This is a genomic window from Flavobacterium endoglycinae (assembly GCF_017352115.1).
GTDB classification, from domain to species: domain Bacteria; phylum Bacteroidota; class Bacteroidia; order Flavobacteriales; family Flavobacteriaceae; genus Flavobacterium; species Flavobacterium endoglycinae.
In genome coordinates this window covers 1,260,430-1,278,246 of record NZ_CP071448.1, presented here as the reverse complement: position 1 = coordinate 1,278,246, position 17,817 = coordinate 1,260,430, and the positions used below count along the sequence as shown (strand labels likewise).

11 protein-coding genes are annotated in these 17,817 nt (G+C 35.4%); 9 read left to right on the top strand and 2 right to left on the bottom strand.

The window, feature by feature from the left end:
* Positions 1–73: 73 nt before the first annotated feature.
* The 7 genes from J0383_RS05460 (at position 74) to nagB (ending at position 11,158) form a co-directional block, all read left to right on the top strand.
* Complete coding sequence (locus J0383_RS05460; protein WP_207297435.1) at positions 74–1,885, top strand: glycoside hydrolase family 2 protein; 1,812 nt, start codon at positions 74–76, stop codon at positions 1,883–1,885.
* Between the two features lie 306 nt (positions 1,886–2,191).
* The gene (locus J0383_RS05455) at positions 2,192–3,214 is read left to right on the top strand and encodes a glycoside hydrolase family 43 protein (protein WP_207297434.1); all 1,023 of its coding nucleotides are present in this window, start codon (positions 2,192–2,194) and stop codon (positions 3,212–3,214) included.
* Between the two features lie 24 nt (positions 3,215–3,238).
* Positions 3,239–4,417 (top strand): aldose epimerase family protein, encoded by a 1,179-nt coding sequence (locus tag J0383_RS05450; protein WP_207297433.1) that lies wholly within the window; start codon positions 3,239–3,241, stop codon positions 4,415–4,417.
* Positions 4,418–4,662: 245 nt separating this feature from the next.
* The gene (locus J0383_RS05445; RefSeq protein ID WP_207297432.1) at positions 4,663–5,640 is read left to right on the top strand and encodes a glycoside hydrolase family 43 protein; all 978 of its coding nucleotides are present in this window, start codon (positions 4,663–4,665) and stop codon (positions 5,638–5,640) included.
* A 158-nt stretch (positions 5,641–5,798) separates the two neighbouring features.
* Positions 5,799–6,728, top strand: a complete 930-nt coding sequence (locus tag J0383_RS05440) for an RNA ligase family protein (RefSeq protein WP_207297431.1) — start codon at positions 5,799–5,801, stop codon at positions 6,726–6,728.
* Between the two features lie 276 nt (positions 6,729–7,004).
* A complete protein-coding gene (locus J0383_RS05435) occupies positions 7,005–9,104 on the top strand; it encodes an alpha-L-fucosidase (RefSeq protein WP_207297430.1) in 2,100 nt (699 codons plus the stop codon).
* Between the two features lie 140 nt (positions 9,105–9,244).
* Positions 9,245–11,158 (top strand): glucosamine-6-phosphate deaminase, encoded by a 1,914-nt coding sequence (gene nagB, locus J0383_RS05430; protein WP_207297429.1) that lies wholly within the window; start codon positions 9,245–9,247, stop codon positions 11,156–11,158.
* Positions 11,159–11,434: 276 nt separating this feature from the next.
* Here the strand turns inward: nagB and J0383_RS05425 are convergent, their stop codons facing one another.
* Both J0383_RS05425 and J0383_RS05420 read right to left on the bottom strand, forming a co-directional pair.
* On the bottom strand, positions 11,435–12,148 hold the full coding sequence (locus J0383_RS05425; RefSeq protein WP_207297428.1) for a LytR/AlgR family response regulator transcription factor: 714 nt from the start codon (positions 12,146–12,148) through the stop codon (positions 11,435–11,437).
* 73 nt (positions 12,149–12,221) lie between these two features.
* Entirely contained in the window at positions 12,222–13,280 is a 1,059-nt protein-coding gene (locus J0383_RS05420; protein WP_207297427.1) for a sensor histidine kinase, read from the bottom strand.
* Between the two features lie 121 nt (positions 13,281–13,401).
* Here J0383_RS05420 and J0383_RS05415 point away from each other — a divergent pair, with 121 nt between their 5' ends.
* Together J0383_RS05415 and J0383_RS05410 are read left to right on the top strand one after the other, a co-directional pair.
* Positions 13,402–15,645 (top strand): GH92 family glycosyl hydrolase, encoded by a 2,244-nt coding sequence (locus J0383_RS05415; protein WP_207297426.1) that lies wholly within the window; start codon positions 13,402–13,404, stop codon positions 15,643–15,645.
* 40 nt (positions 15,646–15,685) lie between these two features.
* The gene (locus J0383_RS05410; protein WP_207297425.1) at positions 15,686–17,563 is read left to right on the top strand and encodes a sodium:solute symporter family protein; all 1,878 of its coding nucleotides are present in this window, start codon (positions 15,686–15,688) and stop codon (positions 17,561–17,563) included.
* Positions 17,564–17,817: the final 254 nt, after the last annotated feature.

The following is a 17,817-nucleotide window of genomic DNA, read 5'->3' as shown; positions in this document are numbered from 1 at the left end:
CTGGTAATTTGTTTTATGAGTAACAAAAAAGAAATGGCAGTGAGAGTAAAATTACTGCACAAAAACAATAAAGATGATTAAAAAAACTACAGTTTTAGCGGCACTTTTTTTAAGCTGTATGGTTCATGCACAATGGAAACCGCAGGGAGATAAAATCAAAACAAAATGGGCAGAACAGGTCGATGCGAAAAAACCGTTACCTGAATATCCCCGTCCGATTATGGAGCGAAGCCAATGGAAAAACCTGAATGGATTATGGAATTATGCCATTCAAGAGTTTGGAAAAACAGCGCCTTCAAAATATGATGGGCAGATTTTGGTTCCGTTTGCAGCAGAATCCAGTTTGTCTGGTGTTATGAAAGAAGTAGGTTCTAAAAACGAACTTTGGTACGAAACTAATTTCTCGATTGAATCTGGCTGGAATGGTAAAAATATCCTCTTGCATTTTGGTGCAGTTGACTGGAAAACAGAAGTTTTTATTAACGATATAAAAGTTGGTTCACATACTGGCGGATACACACCATTTTCATTTGATATTACACCTTTTATCAAAAAAGGAAGTAATCAGAAATTGGTTGTAAAAGTTTGGGATCCTTCAAACGATGGGCCTCAGCCAAGAGGAAAACAAGTTAAAAATCCAGAAGGAATCTGGTACACACCAGTTACCGGAATCTGGCAGACGGTTTGGATTGAACCGGTTAATGCTAAAAGTATTGCTTCATTACACACCACACCCAATATCGACCAAAATACGATCAGCATAAAAGCAGATGTGTCTGGAGCAGAAAAAGGAGATGTAGTAGAAATTTCAGTTTTTGATAATGGAAATGAAATTGCCAAAGAAAAAGCAGTTGTTGGCGAAAGCAATGATATTGTTTTAAATACACCAAAATTATGGAGTCCCGAAAATCCATTTTTGTACCAGACAAAAGTTCGATTAATCAGTAAAAATAAAATAGTTGATGAGGTGAAAAGTTATTTCGCCATGCGTAAAATCTCATCCAAAAGAGACGAAAACGGCATCATGAGAATGCAGTTGAATAACAAAGACTATTTCCAATTCGGGCCTTTAGATCAAGGCTGGTGGCCAGACGGATTATATACGGCACCAACTGACGAAGCTTTAAAATACGATATCATCAAAACAAAAGAATTAGGTTTTAATATGATTCGTAAACACGTAAAAGTAGAACCAGAACGCTGGTACACGCATTGCGACCAGTTAGGGATTTTGGTTTGGCAGGATATGCCAAGTGGAGACGATCAGCCGATCTGGCAGAACAAAAAATACTTCGATGGAACAGAATTACAACGTTCGCCAAAATCAGAAGAAATCTATAAAAAAGAATGGAGAGAAATCATGGATCATTTGTATTCCTATCCAAGTATTGTGGTTTGGGTTCCGTTTAACGAAGCTTGGGGGCAATTCAAAACCGTCGAAATTACAGAATGGACCAAAAATCACGATCCAAGCCGACTAACGAATTCTTCAAGCGGAGGGAATCATTTCCAAACCGGAGATATTTTAGATTTACATAATTATCCTGGACCAGAAATGTATTTGTATGATGCCAGAAGAGTTACCGTTTTAGGCGAATACGGCGGAATCGGTCTTCCTTTAGAAGGACATTTATGGAGAGCAAATGACAATTGGGGTTACGTCAAATTTAAAAATCAGGCAGAAGTTACTGCAGAATATACTAAATATGCTCAAATCCTTAAGAACTACGTCAAAACTGGATTTTCGGCAGCAGTTTACACCCAAACAACCGATGTTGAAGGCGAAGTAAACGGTTTCATGACCTACGATAGAAAAGTAGACAAAATGGATTTCAAAGCTGTAAATAAAATTAATACTGAGGTTATTAATGCACTAAATAAATAATTTTTAAACACATAGAAACATAGGTTTTTTCTAAGTGATGAAAAAAGTTTTAAGAAGAACTAGTTTCCACACATAGCAGGATGTTAAAAAAAAACGCATGCTAACAGCTTTGTTAAAGTTTCAAAATTTGGCAAAGCTTAGCAAAGATGTTTGTACACAAACAAAGCAAACATAGCCCAAAGTTTCAACTTGGGTTCACAAAGATTACCAGCATTGCTATGTTTATTTAAACAAGTGAAACGCCTTTTTTACAGATAAAAAAACTATGTTTCTATGTGTTAAAAAAATTAAGCCAAAAACAATAAAATGAAAAAACACCTAATTCTTTTGCTGCTTACCACAATAAGTTTTGCACAGCAGAAAACCTTCACCAATCCCATTCTTCCATCAGGAGCAGATCCTTATAGTACCTATTATAAAGGATATTACTATTACACGAATACACTGGGGAATAAATTGACTTTATGGAAAACAAAAGACCTTTCGGACATTAAAAATGCAGAAAGTAAAGTTATTTGGACACCGCCAAAAGGAACGGATTATTCAGCTGAAATATGGGCGCCGGAATTTCATATCATAAACGGAAAATGGTATTGCTATTTCGCTGCAGATAACGGCGACAACAACAATCACAGAATGTATGTTTTAGAAAACAAATCATCAGATCCGTTTAAAGGCAATTTTGAATTCAAAGGAAAAATCGCTGCCAAAACCGATAAATGGGCCATTGACGGAAATGTATTCGAACATAAAAAACAATTGTACATGATTTGGGCCGGCTGGGAAGGCGATACTAACGGACAGCAGAATATCTACATCGCCAAAATGAAAAATCCGCTGGAAATTGAAGGAGATCGAGTTATGATTTCTTCACCCACAAACGATTGGGAAACACACGGCGCCTTGCATGATGATGTAAATCCAGCACAGGTAAATGTAAATGAAGGGCCTCAGTTTTTAGAAAAAAACGGAAAAGTTTTCATCGTGTTTTCGGCAAGCGGATGCTGGACAGATTTCTATTCTTTAGGATTGTTGACATTTAACGGCGGAGATAATTTATTAGAGGCTTCGGCATGGAAAAAATCACCTCACCCCATTTTTAAACAATCCGATAAAAATAAAGTGTACGCTCCGGGACACAATTCATTTTTTAAATCTCCAGATGGAAAAGAAGACTGGATTTTATACCACGCCAATTCTAATCCGGGAGAAGGATGCGGTAACAAAAGATCACCAAGAATGCAGAAAATAGAATGGGATGCCAACGGATTTCCAGTTTTGGGAGAACCGGTAAGTGAAGGAATTAAATTGGCAATTCCGTCGAAATAATAGCAACTTTTAATATTCGTAAAAATGAAAAATATTCAAATCGCTGCGGTTGTAATGCTTGCACTTTTTCAATTTAGTTGTAAAGACAATAAAAAAGAAGAAACTTCTACAAAAGACAATACAGAAATCCAAACTGATTCTGTAAAAACAGTTTTAGAAACTAAAAATTTTGATACTATAATCGATGGTAAAAAAGTGAGTTTGTACTGGATTGAAAACAAAGGCATAAAAGCCGCTTTTACCAATTACGGAGGAAGGTTAATCGGACTTTGGGTTGCGGATAAAAACGGAAAACAAACCGATGTAGTAGTGGGAATGAACAGTGCAAAAGGCTTTAAAACTTCTACAGAACCTTATTTTGGAGCTACAATTGGAAGAGTTGGAAACCGAATTGGAAAAGGGAAATTTACTTTAGAAGGAAAACAATATCAGGTTCCGCTGAATAATGGAAAAAATGCTTTGCATGGCGGCATAAAAGGTTTTCAGGATGTAGTTTGGAATGCTGAAAAAACAGATGAAAAAACATTGGCATTCACGTATGTTTCACCAGACGGCGAACAAGGTTTTCCGGGGAATTTATCGGTAAAAGTAACCTATACACTTACTGATGATAATTCGGTTAAAATGGAATACGAAGCAACTACTGATAAAACTACGATTGTCAATTTAACCAATCACGCCTTTTTTAATTTAAATGGAGAAGGAAGCGGGACAATCTTAAACCACGAATTACAAATTTATGCCAACGAATTTACGCCAGTTGACGAAGGTTTAATTCCGAGCGGTGAATTAAAACCGGTAAAAAATACCGTATTTGATTTTACTTCAAAACATACTATTGGTGAAAGAATTGAAACCAAAGACGAACAGTTAACATTCGGAAAAGGTTACGATCACAATTACGCCCTAAACGTAACCAAGAAAAATGGACTAAATCATGCGGCAACAATTTCAGGAGATAAATCGGGAATCACATTGGATATTTATACTCAGGAACCGGGATTACAGTTTTACAGTGGTAATTTCATGCAGTCTAAAAACACCTTTAAATCAGGAGCAAAAGATGATTTTAGAACAGCATTTGCTTTAGAAACACAGCATTTTCCAGATGCCATAAACCAGCCTAAATTCGCTCCGATTGTTTTAAAACCGGGAGAGAAATACCATACAGTTTCTTATTATCAGTTTTCTGTGAAAAAATAATTTAACCGCAAAGAAACGCAAGGAATTGCGCAAAGGTCGCTAAGTTTTTATTACTTTTTGTCATCCTGAGCGAAGTCGAAGAAACGCAAAGTTTAGCAAATTACGAGTTCCTCTAAATGACAAAAAAATGAAGAATAGCTTTGTGCCCTTCGACTTCGCTCAGGGAGACAAAAAGACTTTGCACCCTTTGCGTAATTCCTTGCGCTCTTTGCGGTTAAAAAATGTACCATCAAAATCAATAAAAAATGAAAAAGACACTATCTATAATAACGTTGCTTTGTGTTTTCGCAGCCTGTTCACAGGAAAAAAACACAGACCAACCAAAAGAAACAAAAGCCAATACAATTTTGTTAGCAGATCCAACCATCTTCTACAACAACGGATTGTATTATTTATACGGAACGACAAGCGGCGATTTTCCAAACGGCGAAGGATTTCAAGTCTATACCTCATCAGATTTAAAAGATTGGAAAGGCCCTGTGGGAGCACAAAGCGGACTGGCTTTTAAAAAAGGAGATGCTTTTGGAGACAAAGGTTTCTGGGCTCCGCAGATTCTTCAGTATCAAAATAAATTTTACATGATTTATACCGCAAATGAAAACATTGCATTTGCCACAAGCAATAGTCCGTTAGGGCCATTTAAAAACGAATCCAAAGAACCGATCATTAAAACCGGAAACCAGATTGATCCTTTTATTTTTATTGATGAAGACGGAAAAAAATACCTGTATCATGTCCGCTTAACAAACGGAAACCGAATTTTTGTGGCTGAAATTAACGATGATTTTCAAAGTATAAAACCAGAAACGTTAACCGAATGTATTTCTGGAGTTCTGCCTTGGGAAAACACACAAAATGTAAGCTGGCCAGTTACAGAAGGACCAACGGTTGTAAAACACAACAGTTTGTATTACATGATTTATTCGGCTAATGATTTCAGAAATATTGATTATGCTGTTGGTTATGCCACCAGTAAAAGTCCGCTTGGACCTTGGGAAAAAGCTACAGACAGCCCAATCATCAGCAGAAAAAATACCAATCAAAACGGAATCGGACACGGCGACGTTTTCTGGGATAAAAATAACAAAATGCATTATGTGCTGCATACTCATTACAGCGCAAGCGGTGTTTCTCCAAGAAAAGCAGGAATGATTTCAATAGAATTCAAAGACGGTAAAATTGTGGCAGATCCGACCAGTTTTCAGTTTTTGAATGTGAAATAATCGCTTTGTAAGTATAAACTTTCAGATTTAAAAAATATTGGCTAAGTTTGCCAAAGATTAATTTTAATCTGAATATTTATTTAGTTAAAATAAAATGATCTCTAAATTCTTTATCGTAAGAGTTTAGAGATCATTCGTTTAAAATACATATAAAAGCAATGGATCATTTTTCTGAATATGAAAAAATGCCTGAAAACTTTAATCAGTATGGGCAGAATGAAAAGCTGATTAAAGACATGAACAGGTTGAAATGGGTAGTGACAGAAAAAATACACGGAGCCAATTTTAGTTTCGTTTATCAAAATAGGAATTTACAATTTGCAAAAAGGAAAGATCTTTTAAAATGGAGTGATGATTTCTTTGGCTTCCAAACTGTTGTAAACGAAATAGAAACTCGCATCATATCTCTTTTTGAACAATTTAGTATTGATTTTAAAGCCGATAAATATATTATTTATGGTGAACTCTTCGGTGGACATTATCCGCATCCAGATGTAGTTCCTAATCCAAATGTGCAAGCTATTCAAACAGGAGTGTATTATTCGCCGGAAGTTCGGTTTTGTGCTTTTGATATGGCTTTTGAAAAAGACGGTAAAAAAGAATATCTCGATTATGAACTTGCTGTGTCATACTTCGAGAAATTTGCTGTTTTTCATGCTCAAATCCTCTTTGCAGGAAAATTGAATGAAGCTATGGAATTTAATAAAAGAATAAATTCAACAATTCCTGCTTTGCTCAATCTGCCTGCCGTAGAACAAAATCTAATTGAAGGAATTGTATTAAAACCCTTAAAACATAACGGGCTTATTCATGATGAAGAAAGGCCTATAATAAAACTAAAGAACACTGAGTTTAAAGAGCAAAAATTCCATCAGGCACAAAATTGGTCGTATATTCCTAAGGTTTCTTCGTACTCAGAAGAACTGGCTTTTTTAATTGACGATCTCAGAAATTATATAACAGAGAACAGATTAAACAGTGTATTGTCAAAAATTGGAGCCATAGATTTTAAAAATCCAGAAAGAATGCAAAACATTTACGATGAATTTATTGAAGATGTATTGCTGGATTTCAATCTGCAAAAATGATAAGATTTTAGATGAAATTTCGGTTCAGCAGAAAGAATGGATTACTGATAGAATCCGTCCCGAAATTATTATTTTAGTTGGAAATCGTTCTTCGGTATCATAAAAAATGTTTCTTGTTGTGAAACAGAAATTAACTTAAAAAGCTTCTTTTTACTCTAACGATTTACTAAAAACATTCTAAATCCGTTGTTGGTCGAAATAATGATTATTAAAATAGTAATTTACATTAATATTGTGTTGTTCCTATTTTAATAATGTGTTATTAATCACCGCACGATGAAAAATGTTTTTCTCTTTTTGTGTTTGTTCTGCATCACATCTTCAATTAATAGTCAAAAAAATGTAAAAGCTCCAGAGCCGTTTGGACCGCTTCCAACACAGAAACAACTGGATTGGCAGGAAATGGAATTTTATGCTTTTGTGCATTTTTCGTTAAACACTTTTACCAATAAAGAATGGGGTTACGGCGATGAATCTCCAGCCTTATTTAACCCGACGAATTTAGATGTTCGTCAGTGGGCACGTATTGTAAAAGCAGCCGGAATGAAAGGAATAATTCTCGTTGCCAAACATCATGACGGATTCTGTTTATGGCCGTCGGCTTATACAGAACGTTCGGTGAAAAATTCACCGTGGAAAAATGGAAAAGGCGATTTGGTAAAAGAACTCGCTGCGGCCTGTAAAGAATATGATTTAAAATTAGGGTTGTACCTTTCTCCTTGGGACAGAAACCATGCTGAATACGGAAAACCTGAATATATCACCTATTTCAGAAACCAGCTGAAAGAATTATTGACGAATTACGGAGATGTTTTTGAAATGTGGTTTGACGGAGCAAATGGCGGTGACGGTTACTATGGCGGAGCAAATGAAACTCGAAAAATCAATACATTAGAATATTACAATTGGGACGAAACGTATAAACTAATTTACAGTATTGCTCCAAAAACGTTGGTTTGGGGAATTGGCCCATCAGAAGCCAGATGGATTGGAAATGAAGAAGGACGCGCCGGAAAAACAAATTGGTCACTTTTACGCCAGAAAGATGAATTAGCTGGAAAAGTACATTATACCGAATTTATGTCGGGACATGAAAATGGCGAAAAATGGGTTCCAGGCGAAGCCGATGTTTCAATACGACCGGGATGGTTTTATCATGCGACAGAAGACGATAAAGTGCGTCCGCTGGATGAAATGGTCGATATTTATTATGAATCAATCGGAAGAAATGCTACTTTATTATTGAATCTTCCGGTTGACAGAAGAGGTTTGGTTCATGAAAATGACGAAGCCCGATTAAAAGAATTAGTATCTACCATAAAAGCCGATTTTAAAACCGAACTATTAGCCGGAAGTAAAATTTCTGCCGATAATGTGAGAGGAAACAGTATAGAATTTGCAGCAAAAAATGTCGCAGATGGAAATAAAAAAACGTACTGGGCAACAGACGATACTATCAACACAGCTTCTATTACTTTTGAATTTGATAAACCAACTGCCGTAGATCGTATTCTTTTGCAAGAAGACATTGCTCTTGGACAAAGAGTAAAATCGTTTAATGTTGAGGTGAAAGTCGATGGAAAATGGAAAACTGTGGCAGCAGAAACGACCATTGGTTACAAAAGAATTTTAAGAATCGAAAGAGTGGAAGCATCAGCTATCAGAATCAATATTACGGATTCGAAAGCAAGTATTGTAATCTCGACTATTCAGGCTTATAATGCGCCTACTTTTGTGCGTATGCCTGAAATCAGCCGTGACCGAAATGGTGATGTTACCTTAAAATCAGAAGAAGGAAATCCTATTTATTATACGGTTGATGGAACCAATCCAACCGAAAAAAGTACCTTATATAAAGGTGTATTCCGATACAATAAAGCCGTTCAGATAAAAGCCATTTCTTTTAATGATACAGAAAAAATAAGAAGTGCTGTGAAAACTGCAAAATATGGTGCTTCTAAAGAAAACTGGAAAATCAGCAAAGTATCAAGCGGTGATTTAAAATCAGCAGACCGAATTATCGATGGAAATCCAAATACAGAATGGGCTTTTGGTAGTGAAGAAAACAAATTGCCGCAGGAAATTACAATCGATATGGGAACCGTTTTAACTATAAATGGTTTTACGTATTTGCCACAGCAGGTTGGCCACAATTTGAATTTGATTTCCAATTACGAATTTTACACCAGCACTGATAATGTAACATGGAAACTACAGTCGCAGGGAGAATTTTCGAATATCAAACACAATCCAATCGAGCAGGTTAAAACTTTTAAGAAAACCAAAGCAAGATATATTCGTTTCGTGGCGACATCAGGAGTGGCAAAGACATCAACGGTTTCTATCGCTGAAATAAACGTAATCGAAACGCCGTAATCCAGTTTTGGATTGGAATGATTTTGCTTAAAGTTACAAATTTTGTCCTATAGCGAAGCTTACAGGTTATTAGTCGAATTTTTGATTATTTACATTATGTAATATTTAATTTTATACTAAATAATTACAACAACAGGCAAATGATTAAAGAAAGTATAAATTTCAAAGAAGCAGGAAAGTTCGAAGAAACGCGTTTTGAAAAAATACATAATGTTATTTTCGAATCGTCTAAAGAAGCTTCGATTTTAGTAGCTCAAGAAATAGCCAATATCATTCAGAGAAAAGAAGAATTGAACGAGCCTTGTGTTTTAGGTTTGGCAACAGGATCTTCTCCTATAAAAGTATACGAAGAATTAGTTCGTCTTCATAAAGAAGAAGGATTGAGTTTTGCAAATGTAGTTACCTTCAACTTAGATGAGTATTATCCAATGGATAAAAATGATATTCAAAGTTACTGGTATTTCATGCATGAGCACCTTTTTAATCATGTTGACATTCAGCCTCAAAATATTAATATTCCTGACGGAAGCATCAGCAATGAAGACCTTCAGCAATATTGCATCGATTATGAAATGAAAATCAAAGCATACGGCGGATTGGATTTTCAGCTTCTTGGAATTGGAAGAACAGGACATATTGGGTTCAACGAACCGGGATCTCACGTTAATTCTGGAACCAGAAGCATTACATTAGATCATTTAACGCGTGTTGATGCGGCATCCTCTTTCTTAGGAATTGACAATGTGCCTAGAAAAGCGATTACAATGGGAATTGGTACAGTAAAAAATGCCAAAAGAATTGTACTTCTTGGATGGGGAATCAGCAAAGCATCTATTATAAAGAAAACAATCGAAGGTGAAATTTCATCTCGAGTTCCGGCTACGTATTTACAGCAGCACAACAACACAACTTTTGTATTAGACACGGAAGCTTCATCGGAATTAACGAGAGTAAAAACGCCTTGGTTAGTAAAATCAGTAATCTGGACAGACGAATTAAAGCTGAAAGCTGTGGTTTGGTTAAGCGAATTGACTAAAAAGCCTTTCCTTAAACTTACTGATAAAGATTACAACGATAACGGAATGTCAAGCGTACTGACTGAAGAAGGAACTGCATACGATTTGAATATTAAAATGTTCAACAAAATGCAGCAAACGATTACAGGATGGCCGGGCGGAAAACCAAATGCTGATGATACGTACAGACCGGAACGTGCAACTCCGGAGAAAAAGAGAATTATCATTTTTAGTCCACACCCTGATGATGATGTTATTTCGATGGGAGGAACTTTTGACAGATTGGTAGAGCAGGGGCACGATGTGCATATTGCGTACCAGACTTCAGGAAATATTGCGGTTTCAAACGAAGAAGCTTTAAAATTTGCTGAAATTACAAAAGCATTAAATCCTGAATCTACAGAAGCGGATACGATTATCAACTTCCTAAAAAACAAAAAAAGCAACGATGTCGATTTGCTTGAAGTGAGAAAACTGAAAGGTTTAATTAGAAGAAGTGAATCTTTAGGAGCAACACGATATTTAAGCGTGCCAGATTCTAACGTAAATTTCCTTGACCTGCCATTTTACGAAACAGGAACGGTTAAGAAAAATAATCTTGGCGAAGCCGATATCCAGATTATGTGTGACATTATCGAAAGAATCAAACCGCACCAGATTTATGCAGCCGGAGATTTAGCAGATCCGCACGGAACACACAAAGTTTGTCTGGACAGTTTGTTTGAAGCTTTAAAAAGATTAAAACACAAATCGTTTATGGATGACTGCTGGGTTTGGTTGTACAGAGGTGCTTGGCACGAATGGGAATCATACCAAATTGAAATGGCAGTTCCTATGAGTCCGGATCAGGTACTTAAAAAACGTCACGCCATTTTCTTCCACCAGTCACAAAAAGATGGTGTAATGTTCCAAGGTGATGACAGCCGAGAATTCTGGATTAGAGCAGAAGACAGAAACAGATTAACTGCAGAAAAATATCACGCTTTAGGTTTAGCTGACTATTCAGCAATCGAAGCTTTCAAGAGATATTTCTTCTAAGAAAATCTTTAAAATATAATAAACTATTTCATGTGGTTTATTTGGTTAGTTACCAAGTTTTGAATGCAGCCGTGGTTGGCTGCATTTTTTTTTGTGTTTTTATAAAAGTTAGATGTTAGAAGTTTGTTCTTTGTCTGTCACCCTGAGCGAAGTCGAAGGGCGCAAAGCTTTTCCTCATTTAACGGCATAAAAAAACCTTTGTCAAAATATCAAATTCTGACAAAGGTCTCATAAAATTAGACGTTTAACATCTAACTTCTTACTTATAACTTTTCCCTAAATAGAAGAGTTCAAAATTCTTTGCTTTACATGATCGATATACGATCTTCCAATTACGTAGCGAAGTCCTTCGATCTCAATGCTGTTTCCTTCAACAGCGTCTATTTTATCAATGGCAATTGTGTACGATCTATGGATTCTTAAAAAGTTTTTTTCGGGAAGTAAATCTGTAAAATCGGATAAAGTGCTGTGAATAATATATTTACCAGTTGTGGTGTTGATTTTTAAATAATCTTTTAAGCTTTCGATCACTAAAATTTCGTTGAAGAAAATCTTTTTCATTCTCTTTTTATCAATCTTCACGAAAATAAACGGACTGTCGCCACTGCTTTCCTGAACAGAATTTCCTTTGTTTTCAAGTCTTTTGCTGACTTTGTTCAGTGTTTTCATTAACCTTGGAAACTCAATTGGTTTTACCAGATAATCTAGAACATCCAATTCGTAAGTTTCAATAGCAAACTGGCTATAGGCACTTGTAATTACTAATAAAGGCGGATTGTCGAGACTTTTGATAAAATTAATTCCATCCAGAACAGGCATGTTAATATCCAGGAAAATTACATCAACCGTATTGTTTTTCAGGAAATTCAATCCCTCGATTGGGTTACTGAAAGTATTTATTACCTCAAAATTTTCAAGCGGTTCTAAGTAATTTTTAATAACGTTGATTGCCAATGGCTCATCATCTATAATCAAACATTTTATTTTCATTTCTTTAATCTTAGTTATTTTTGAGCGAAAAAATAATTTAGCAGATAAACTTATATACGAGGAAAAGCTGTTTTTAGGTTACTTTAATCACAAGTTTCACGACAAAAATATTCTTTTTATTTTTAAAAGAAAGCTTATAGTCATCTTTATTATAACCTAATTCAAGTCTTTTTTTAACATTTTCAATTCCTATACCACTTGACTTGTTAAAATTGTCTTTATGCTGCGTAATTTCTGGTGTCGGGTTCGAAATGGTAAAATGCAAAAAGTCACCTTTCACTTTAAAATCAATATCAATACGTACTTTTCCCGTGTTTTTGTTTACACCGTGCTTAAAAGCATTTTCGATAAATGTCAGCAGAATCACTGGAGAAATTTCCTTGTCGTGAATATCTCCCGATACTTCCATATTTACTTCGAGCCTTTCGTCATTTCTAATTCGCTCAAGATCAAGGTAATTTTGAATGCATAAAATCTCGTTTTCTAAACTCTGTTTTTTACCGCTTGTATCATAAAGCATATAACGCATTAACTCAGAAAGCTTCAGAACAATTTTTGGCGTTTTATTTGATTTTTCTACAGAAAGCGAATAAATATTATTTAAGGTATTAAAGAAAAAGTGCGGAGAAATCTGTGACTTCAAGAAAAGCAGTTCAGTTTCTAACTGTGATTTTTCAAGATCGGTTACACGTTTTTGTTCTTTCAAGAAATCCAATGTGATTTTAATTGCCGTAACAAAAGTCATTACATACAATTCTCCCATCATCATATCAATCGTATAATTTAAAGTCAGTTTGTCGATAGTCTGCGGTCCTTCCGGCCAGACATCATGTGTGATTAATAAATAGGTAAGATTGAATTTTAGAACGACCATTAAAAAAATAGCCGAAAAAACAGCAAGAACATACAGTACATATTTCTTTCGGTACACCAAATACGGCATAAAGATTAGAATATTCAAATAACACAGCGTCATGTGAATTGGAAATCCCAGCAGATTCGTCTTAAAAGAATAGACATAATCATTAAAATAACTTCCCCACCTAAAAGTATTAAATAAGAAATAAGTCAGCCAAAAGATGATATGATAATGCAAAGGGATGCGATATAATTTGCTAGAATTGAAATTCATAATCTGAGGGTGTTTTGTGACTTTTTTTGATGTTTATCTAAGTTTATATGTTATCCGTCTAAATAAGTTTTAATAAAAAGCCAGTTTATATAAATTTAAAGTTAAATTAAGGTTGTTTTATATGAAGAATTTTATTCTGCCGCTTTTATTTGTAATTCTGGTTACAAGTTGTAAAATAAAAGTAAACAAAAATACGAATCACAAAAATAATTTTGTGAGCCATGTAGATCCTTTTATTGGGACAGGCGGACATGGGCATACTTATCCAGGAGCAACTGTTCCTTTTGGAATGCTTCAGGTAAGTCCAGATAACGGAATCTCAAGCTGGGATTGGTGTTCAGGATATCATTATTCAGATTCTATTGTATCTGGTTTCAGTCATTTACACTTAAGCGGAACTGGAATTGGAGATCTGGCCGATATTTTATTCATGCCAACCAATAAAAAAGTCGATTTAACAATCAAAACAACTTCACGCGATCAATTACCTTATAAATCATTATACCATCATGTTAACGAAAAAGCAACACCGGGTTCTTACCAGGTTTTTCTTGAGGATCCTAAGATCAATGTAGAATTAACTTCTTCACAAAGAACAGCTTATCACAAATACACATTTGCTAAAAATGACAAACAATCTGTTGTGGTCGATTTAGGATTTGCTATTAATTGGGATAAGGCCCTAAAAACAGGAATTACAATTGAAGACGAATACACCATTAGTGGTTACCGTTATAGTAAAGGCTGGGCGCAAAATCAAAAAGTATTTTTTGTAGCGAAATTTTCAAAACCCATTTCGGAATCAGTTTTAACTGCTGATAAACAAATCGTTACTGCTAAAAAAGCTGACGGAGAAAATACTTCGGCACAATTATTTTTTGATTCGAAAAACTCAAATGAATTGTTTGTAAAAGTGGCGCTTTCATCAGTAAGTATAGCCAACGCAAAAGACAATTTAGACGATCCAAAAATCAATTTCGATGAAACAAAAACAAAAGCTTCTTCGATTTGGAATAACGCATTAAGTAAAATTAAAGTTGAAACACCAGTAGATTCGTTAAAAACGATTTTCTATACTGCGCTGTATCACGCACAAGTTGCCCCTGTAACCTATAGTGATAAAAACGGTCAATTTAGACAAGAGGATGATCAAATTGTTAGAGCAAAAGATTATACCGCTTATTCGACCTTATCACTATGGGATACTTTTAGAGCCGAAAATCCTTTATTGACTTTATTAGCGCCAGACAAAACTTCAGACATTGTAAACTCAATGCTGACATATTACGATGTTAAAAAAATACTTCCGGTTTGGACATTATATGCTAATGAAACCAATACCATGACAGGTTATCACTCCATTCCTGTAATCGTCGATGCGTATTTAAAAGGTATCAAAGGTTTTGATGCCGAAAAAGCATATCAGGCCATGAAAACGACTATGATGCAGGACGAAAGAGGATTGAATTTCTACAAAAAATACGGTTATATTCCTTATAATGTATTAGACGAATCAGTTACCATCACGTTAGAATATGCTTATGATGACTGGTGTGTGGCGCAGATGGCAAAAGCATTAGGAAAAACCGAAGATTACCAGTTTTTTTTAAAACGTTCTCAGGCGTATCAATATTTATTTGATTCAAAAACAGGATTCATGAGAGGAAAATCTGAAGATGGAAAATCTTGGAACGAACCTTTTGATCCTAAACATTCTAACCACAGAGAACATACTGATTATACAGAAGGAAATGCATGGCAGCACAGCTGGTTTGTACCTCATAATGTCGATAATTTAATTTCGATTCATGGTGGAAATGAAATCTTTACAAAACGTTTAGAACAACTATTTACAGAAAGTTCAGAAATTACAGGAAACAATGTTTCGGCAGATATTTCGGGATTAATCGGGCAGTATGCGCACGGAAACGAACCAAGCCACCACATTGCATATATGTTCAATCACGCGGGCCAGCCTTGGAGAACACAATATTGGGTTCGTCACATTTTAGACACACAATACAATACAACACCAAACGGATTAAGCGGCAACGAAGACTGCGGACAAATGTCGGCATGGTACGTTTTCAGTTCAATGGGGTTATATCCAATGAATCCGGCTTCGGGAGAATACGAAATTGGAAGTCCGATTTTCGAAAAAGCAACCCTTAATCTTGAAGATGGAAAAACATTTGTAATCGAAGCAGAAAATGTTTCAGACAAAAATTATTACATCCAGTCGGCAATATTAAACGGTCAGGCATTCAATCAAACAGCAATCACACATCAGCAGATTTTAGCGGGAGGAAAATTACATTTTGTAATGGGGCCGCAGCCGAATAAAAACTGGGGAATTAAAAAATAAACAAAACAAAAACAAAACTAACCTAACAACAAAAAAATAAATGGATATTATTGACGTATCGATAATCGTAGCATACATTCTGCTCTCGGTAAGTATAGGAATCTGGATTTCAAGAAAAGCAAAAAAAGGACTTGATGACTATTTCCTAGGAGGAAAAACAATCAAATGGTACTTTTTAGGTCTTAGTAACGGATCTGGAATGTTCGATGTTTCGGGAACTTCCTGGATGATTGGCGTTTTATTTCTATACGGAGTAAAAAGTTTCATGTTTATGTGGCTGTGGCCGATATGGAACCAGATTTTCGTCATGATGTTCCTTGCTGTTTGGATTAGAAGATCAAAAGTAATGACCGGTTCTGAATGGATTTTAACACGTTTTGGAAGTGACAAAGCCGGAAAAGCATCTCATATTATTGTAGCGATTTTTGCGATTATCTCGACAATTGGTTTCATCGCGTATTTCTTTGAAGGAATCGGGAAATTTGTAACCATTATTCTTCCTTGGGATTTAACGCTGCATTACGGCGATATGGTTTTATTGACATCTGAGCGTTCTTATGCCTTGTTAATTATTTTCTTAACGACCATTTATACAGTAAAAGGCGGAATGTTCTCTGTGGTAGCAACAGAAGTAGTACAGTATTTAATTATGATTGTAGCCGGAGTTTTAATTGCAGGTTACGCTTTTATCAATTATACTGATATTCAGATTAATTCAATTATAACACCAGAATGGAAAAATGTTTTCTTTGGCTGGCAGTTTGAAACCCAGTGGAGTGATAAATTCCAAACTTTCAATACTTTAATTGATACAGAAGGTTACAAAATGTTTGGTGCTTTCATCGGAATGACCTTATTCAAAGGATTCTTCGCGAGTGTGGCAGGACCAACACCAAGTTACGATTTACAAAGAGTTCTTTCTACAAAATCAGTAAAAGAAGCTGCTTACATGAGTGGTTTTACCAACCTGATTTTATTTATTCCAAGATATTTATTAATTACCGGAATCGTGGTAATTGCCTTAGTAAACCTAACGCCTGAGTTAAATGCAAATACTGGATTAACAGGAGCTGATTTAGAATTATTAATGCCAAAAGTGGTCAATTTATACATTCCGGTTGGGATTAAAGGAATTCTTTTAGCTGGTTTATTAGCCGCCTTTATGTCCGGATTCTCAGCATTCGTAAACGCTGGTCCTGCCTATATTGTAAATGATATTTATAAAAAATATTTCAAACCAGTAGCTTCAAATGCACACTATATTAAAGTAAGCCAGATTTCGTCTTTTCTTGTAGTAGGTTTAGGAGTTTTCATGGGATTCTTTGCAGATTCTATCAACTCTTTAACGCTGTGGATTACAAGTGCTTTGTACGGAGGTTACGTAGCAGCGAATTTCTTAAAATGGATTTGGTGGCGTTTTAACGGCTGGGGGTACTTCTGGGGAATGTTTGCGGGATTAATCATTGCTTCACTGCAGTTTATTTTAGGGATGAACAAAGCCAATTTAACCGAAGGTTCTTTCTTATACGATTTATCACAAGTTCAGGCCATTTACCTGTTCCCGTTAATATTCGGATTCTCAATTTTAGGTTGTCTTTTAGGAACATACTTGAGCCAGCCGACAGAAATGGAAGTTTTAAAATCGTTTTATTCCAACGTAAGACCTTGGGGATTCTGGAATCCGGTTTATAAACAATTAAAAGCAGAAGATCAGTCTTTCGAAAAAAACAATGATTTCTGGCTGGATATGATGAACTGTGCAATTGGAATTGTGTGGCAGTCCAGTATGATCCTGCTTCCGATTTTCTTCATTATCAGAGATTATCCAAAAGCAATAGCAGCCTTAATCGTGTTTTTAGTAACTACAGCGATATTAAAATTCACGTGGTTAGATAAAGTTAGGAAGATTGAAGAATAGAAAGAGTATAGATGCAAGAAGAGAGATTGTAGAAAAGAAGAAAGAGTATAGAAGAAAGAGTATAGAGGCAAGAAGAAAGATTGTAGAGCAGAAAATTGCTTAATGTTTGTCAGTTTGAGCGAAGTCGAAGACCACACAAGTAACTCTATGCTTCTATACGTTAAGAATAATAAATTAAATAAAAATAAACACTTAGAAACATCAGTTTTTATGTTTAAAAAAGCAGTAACCAAAAGAAGTATTCCACACATAAC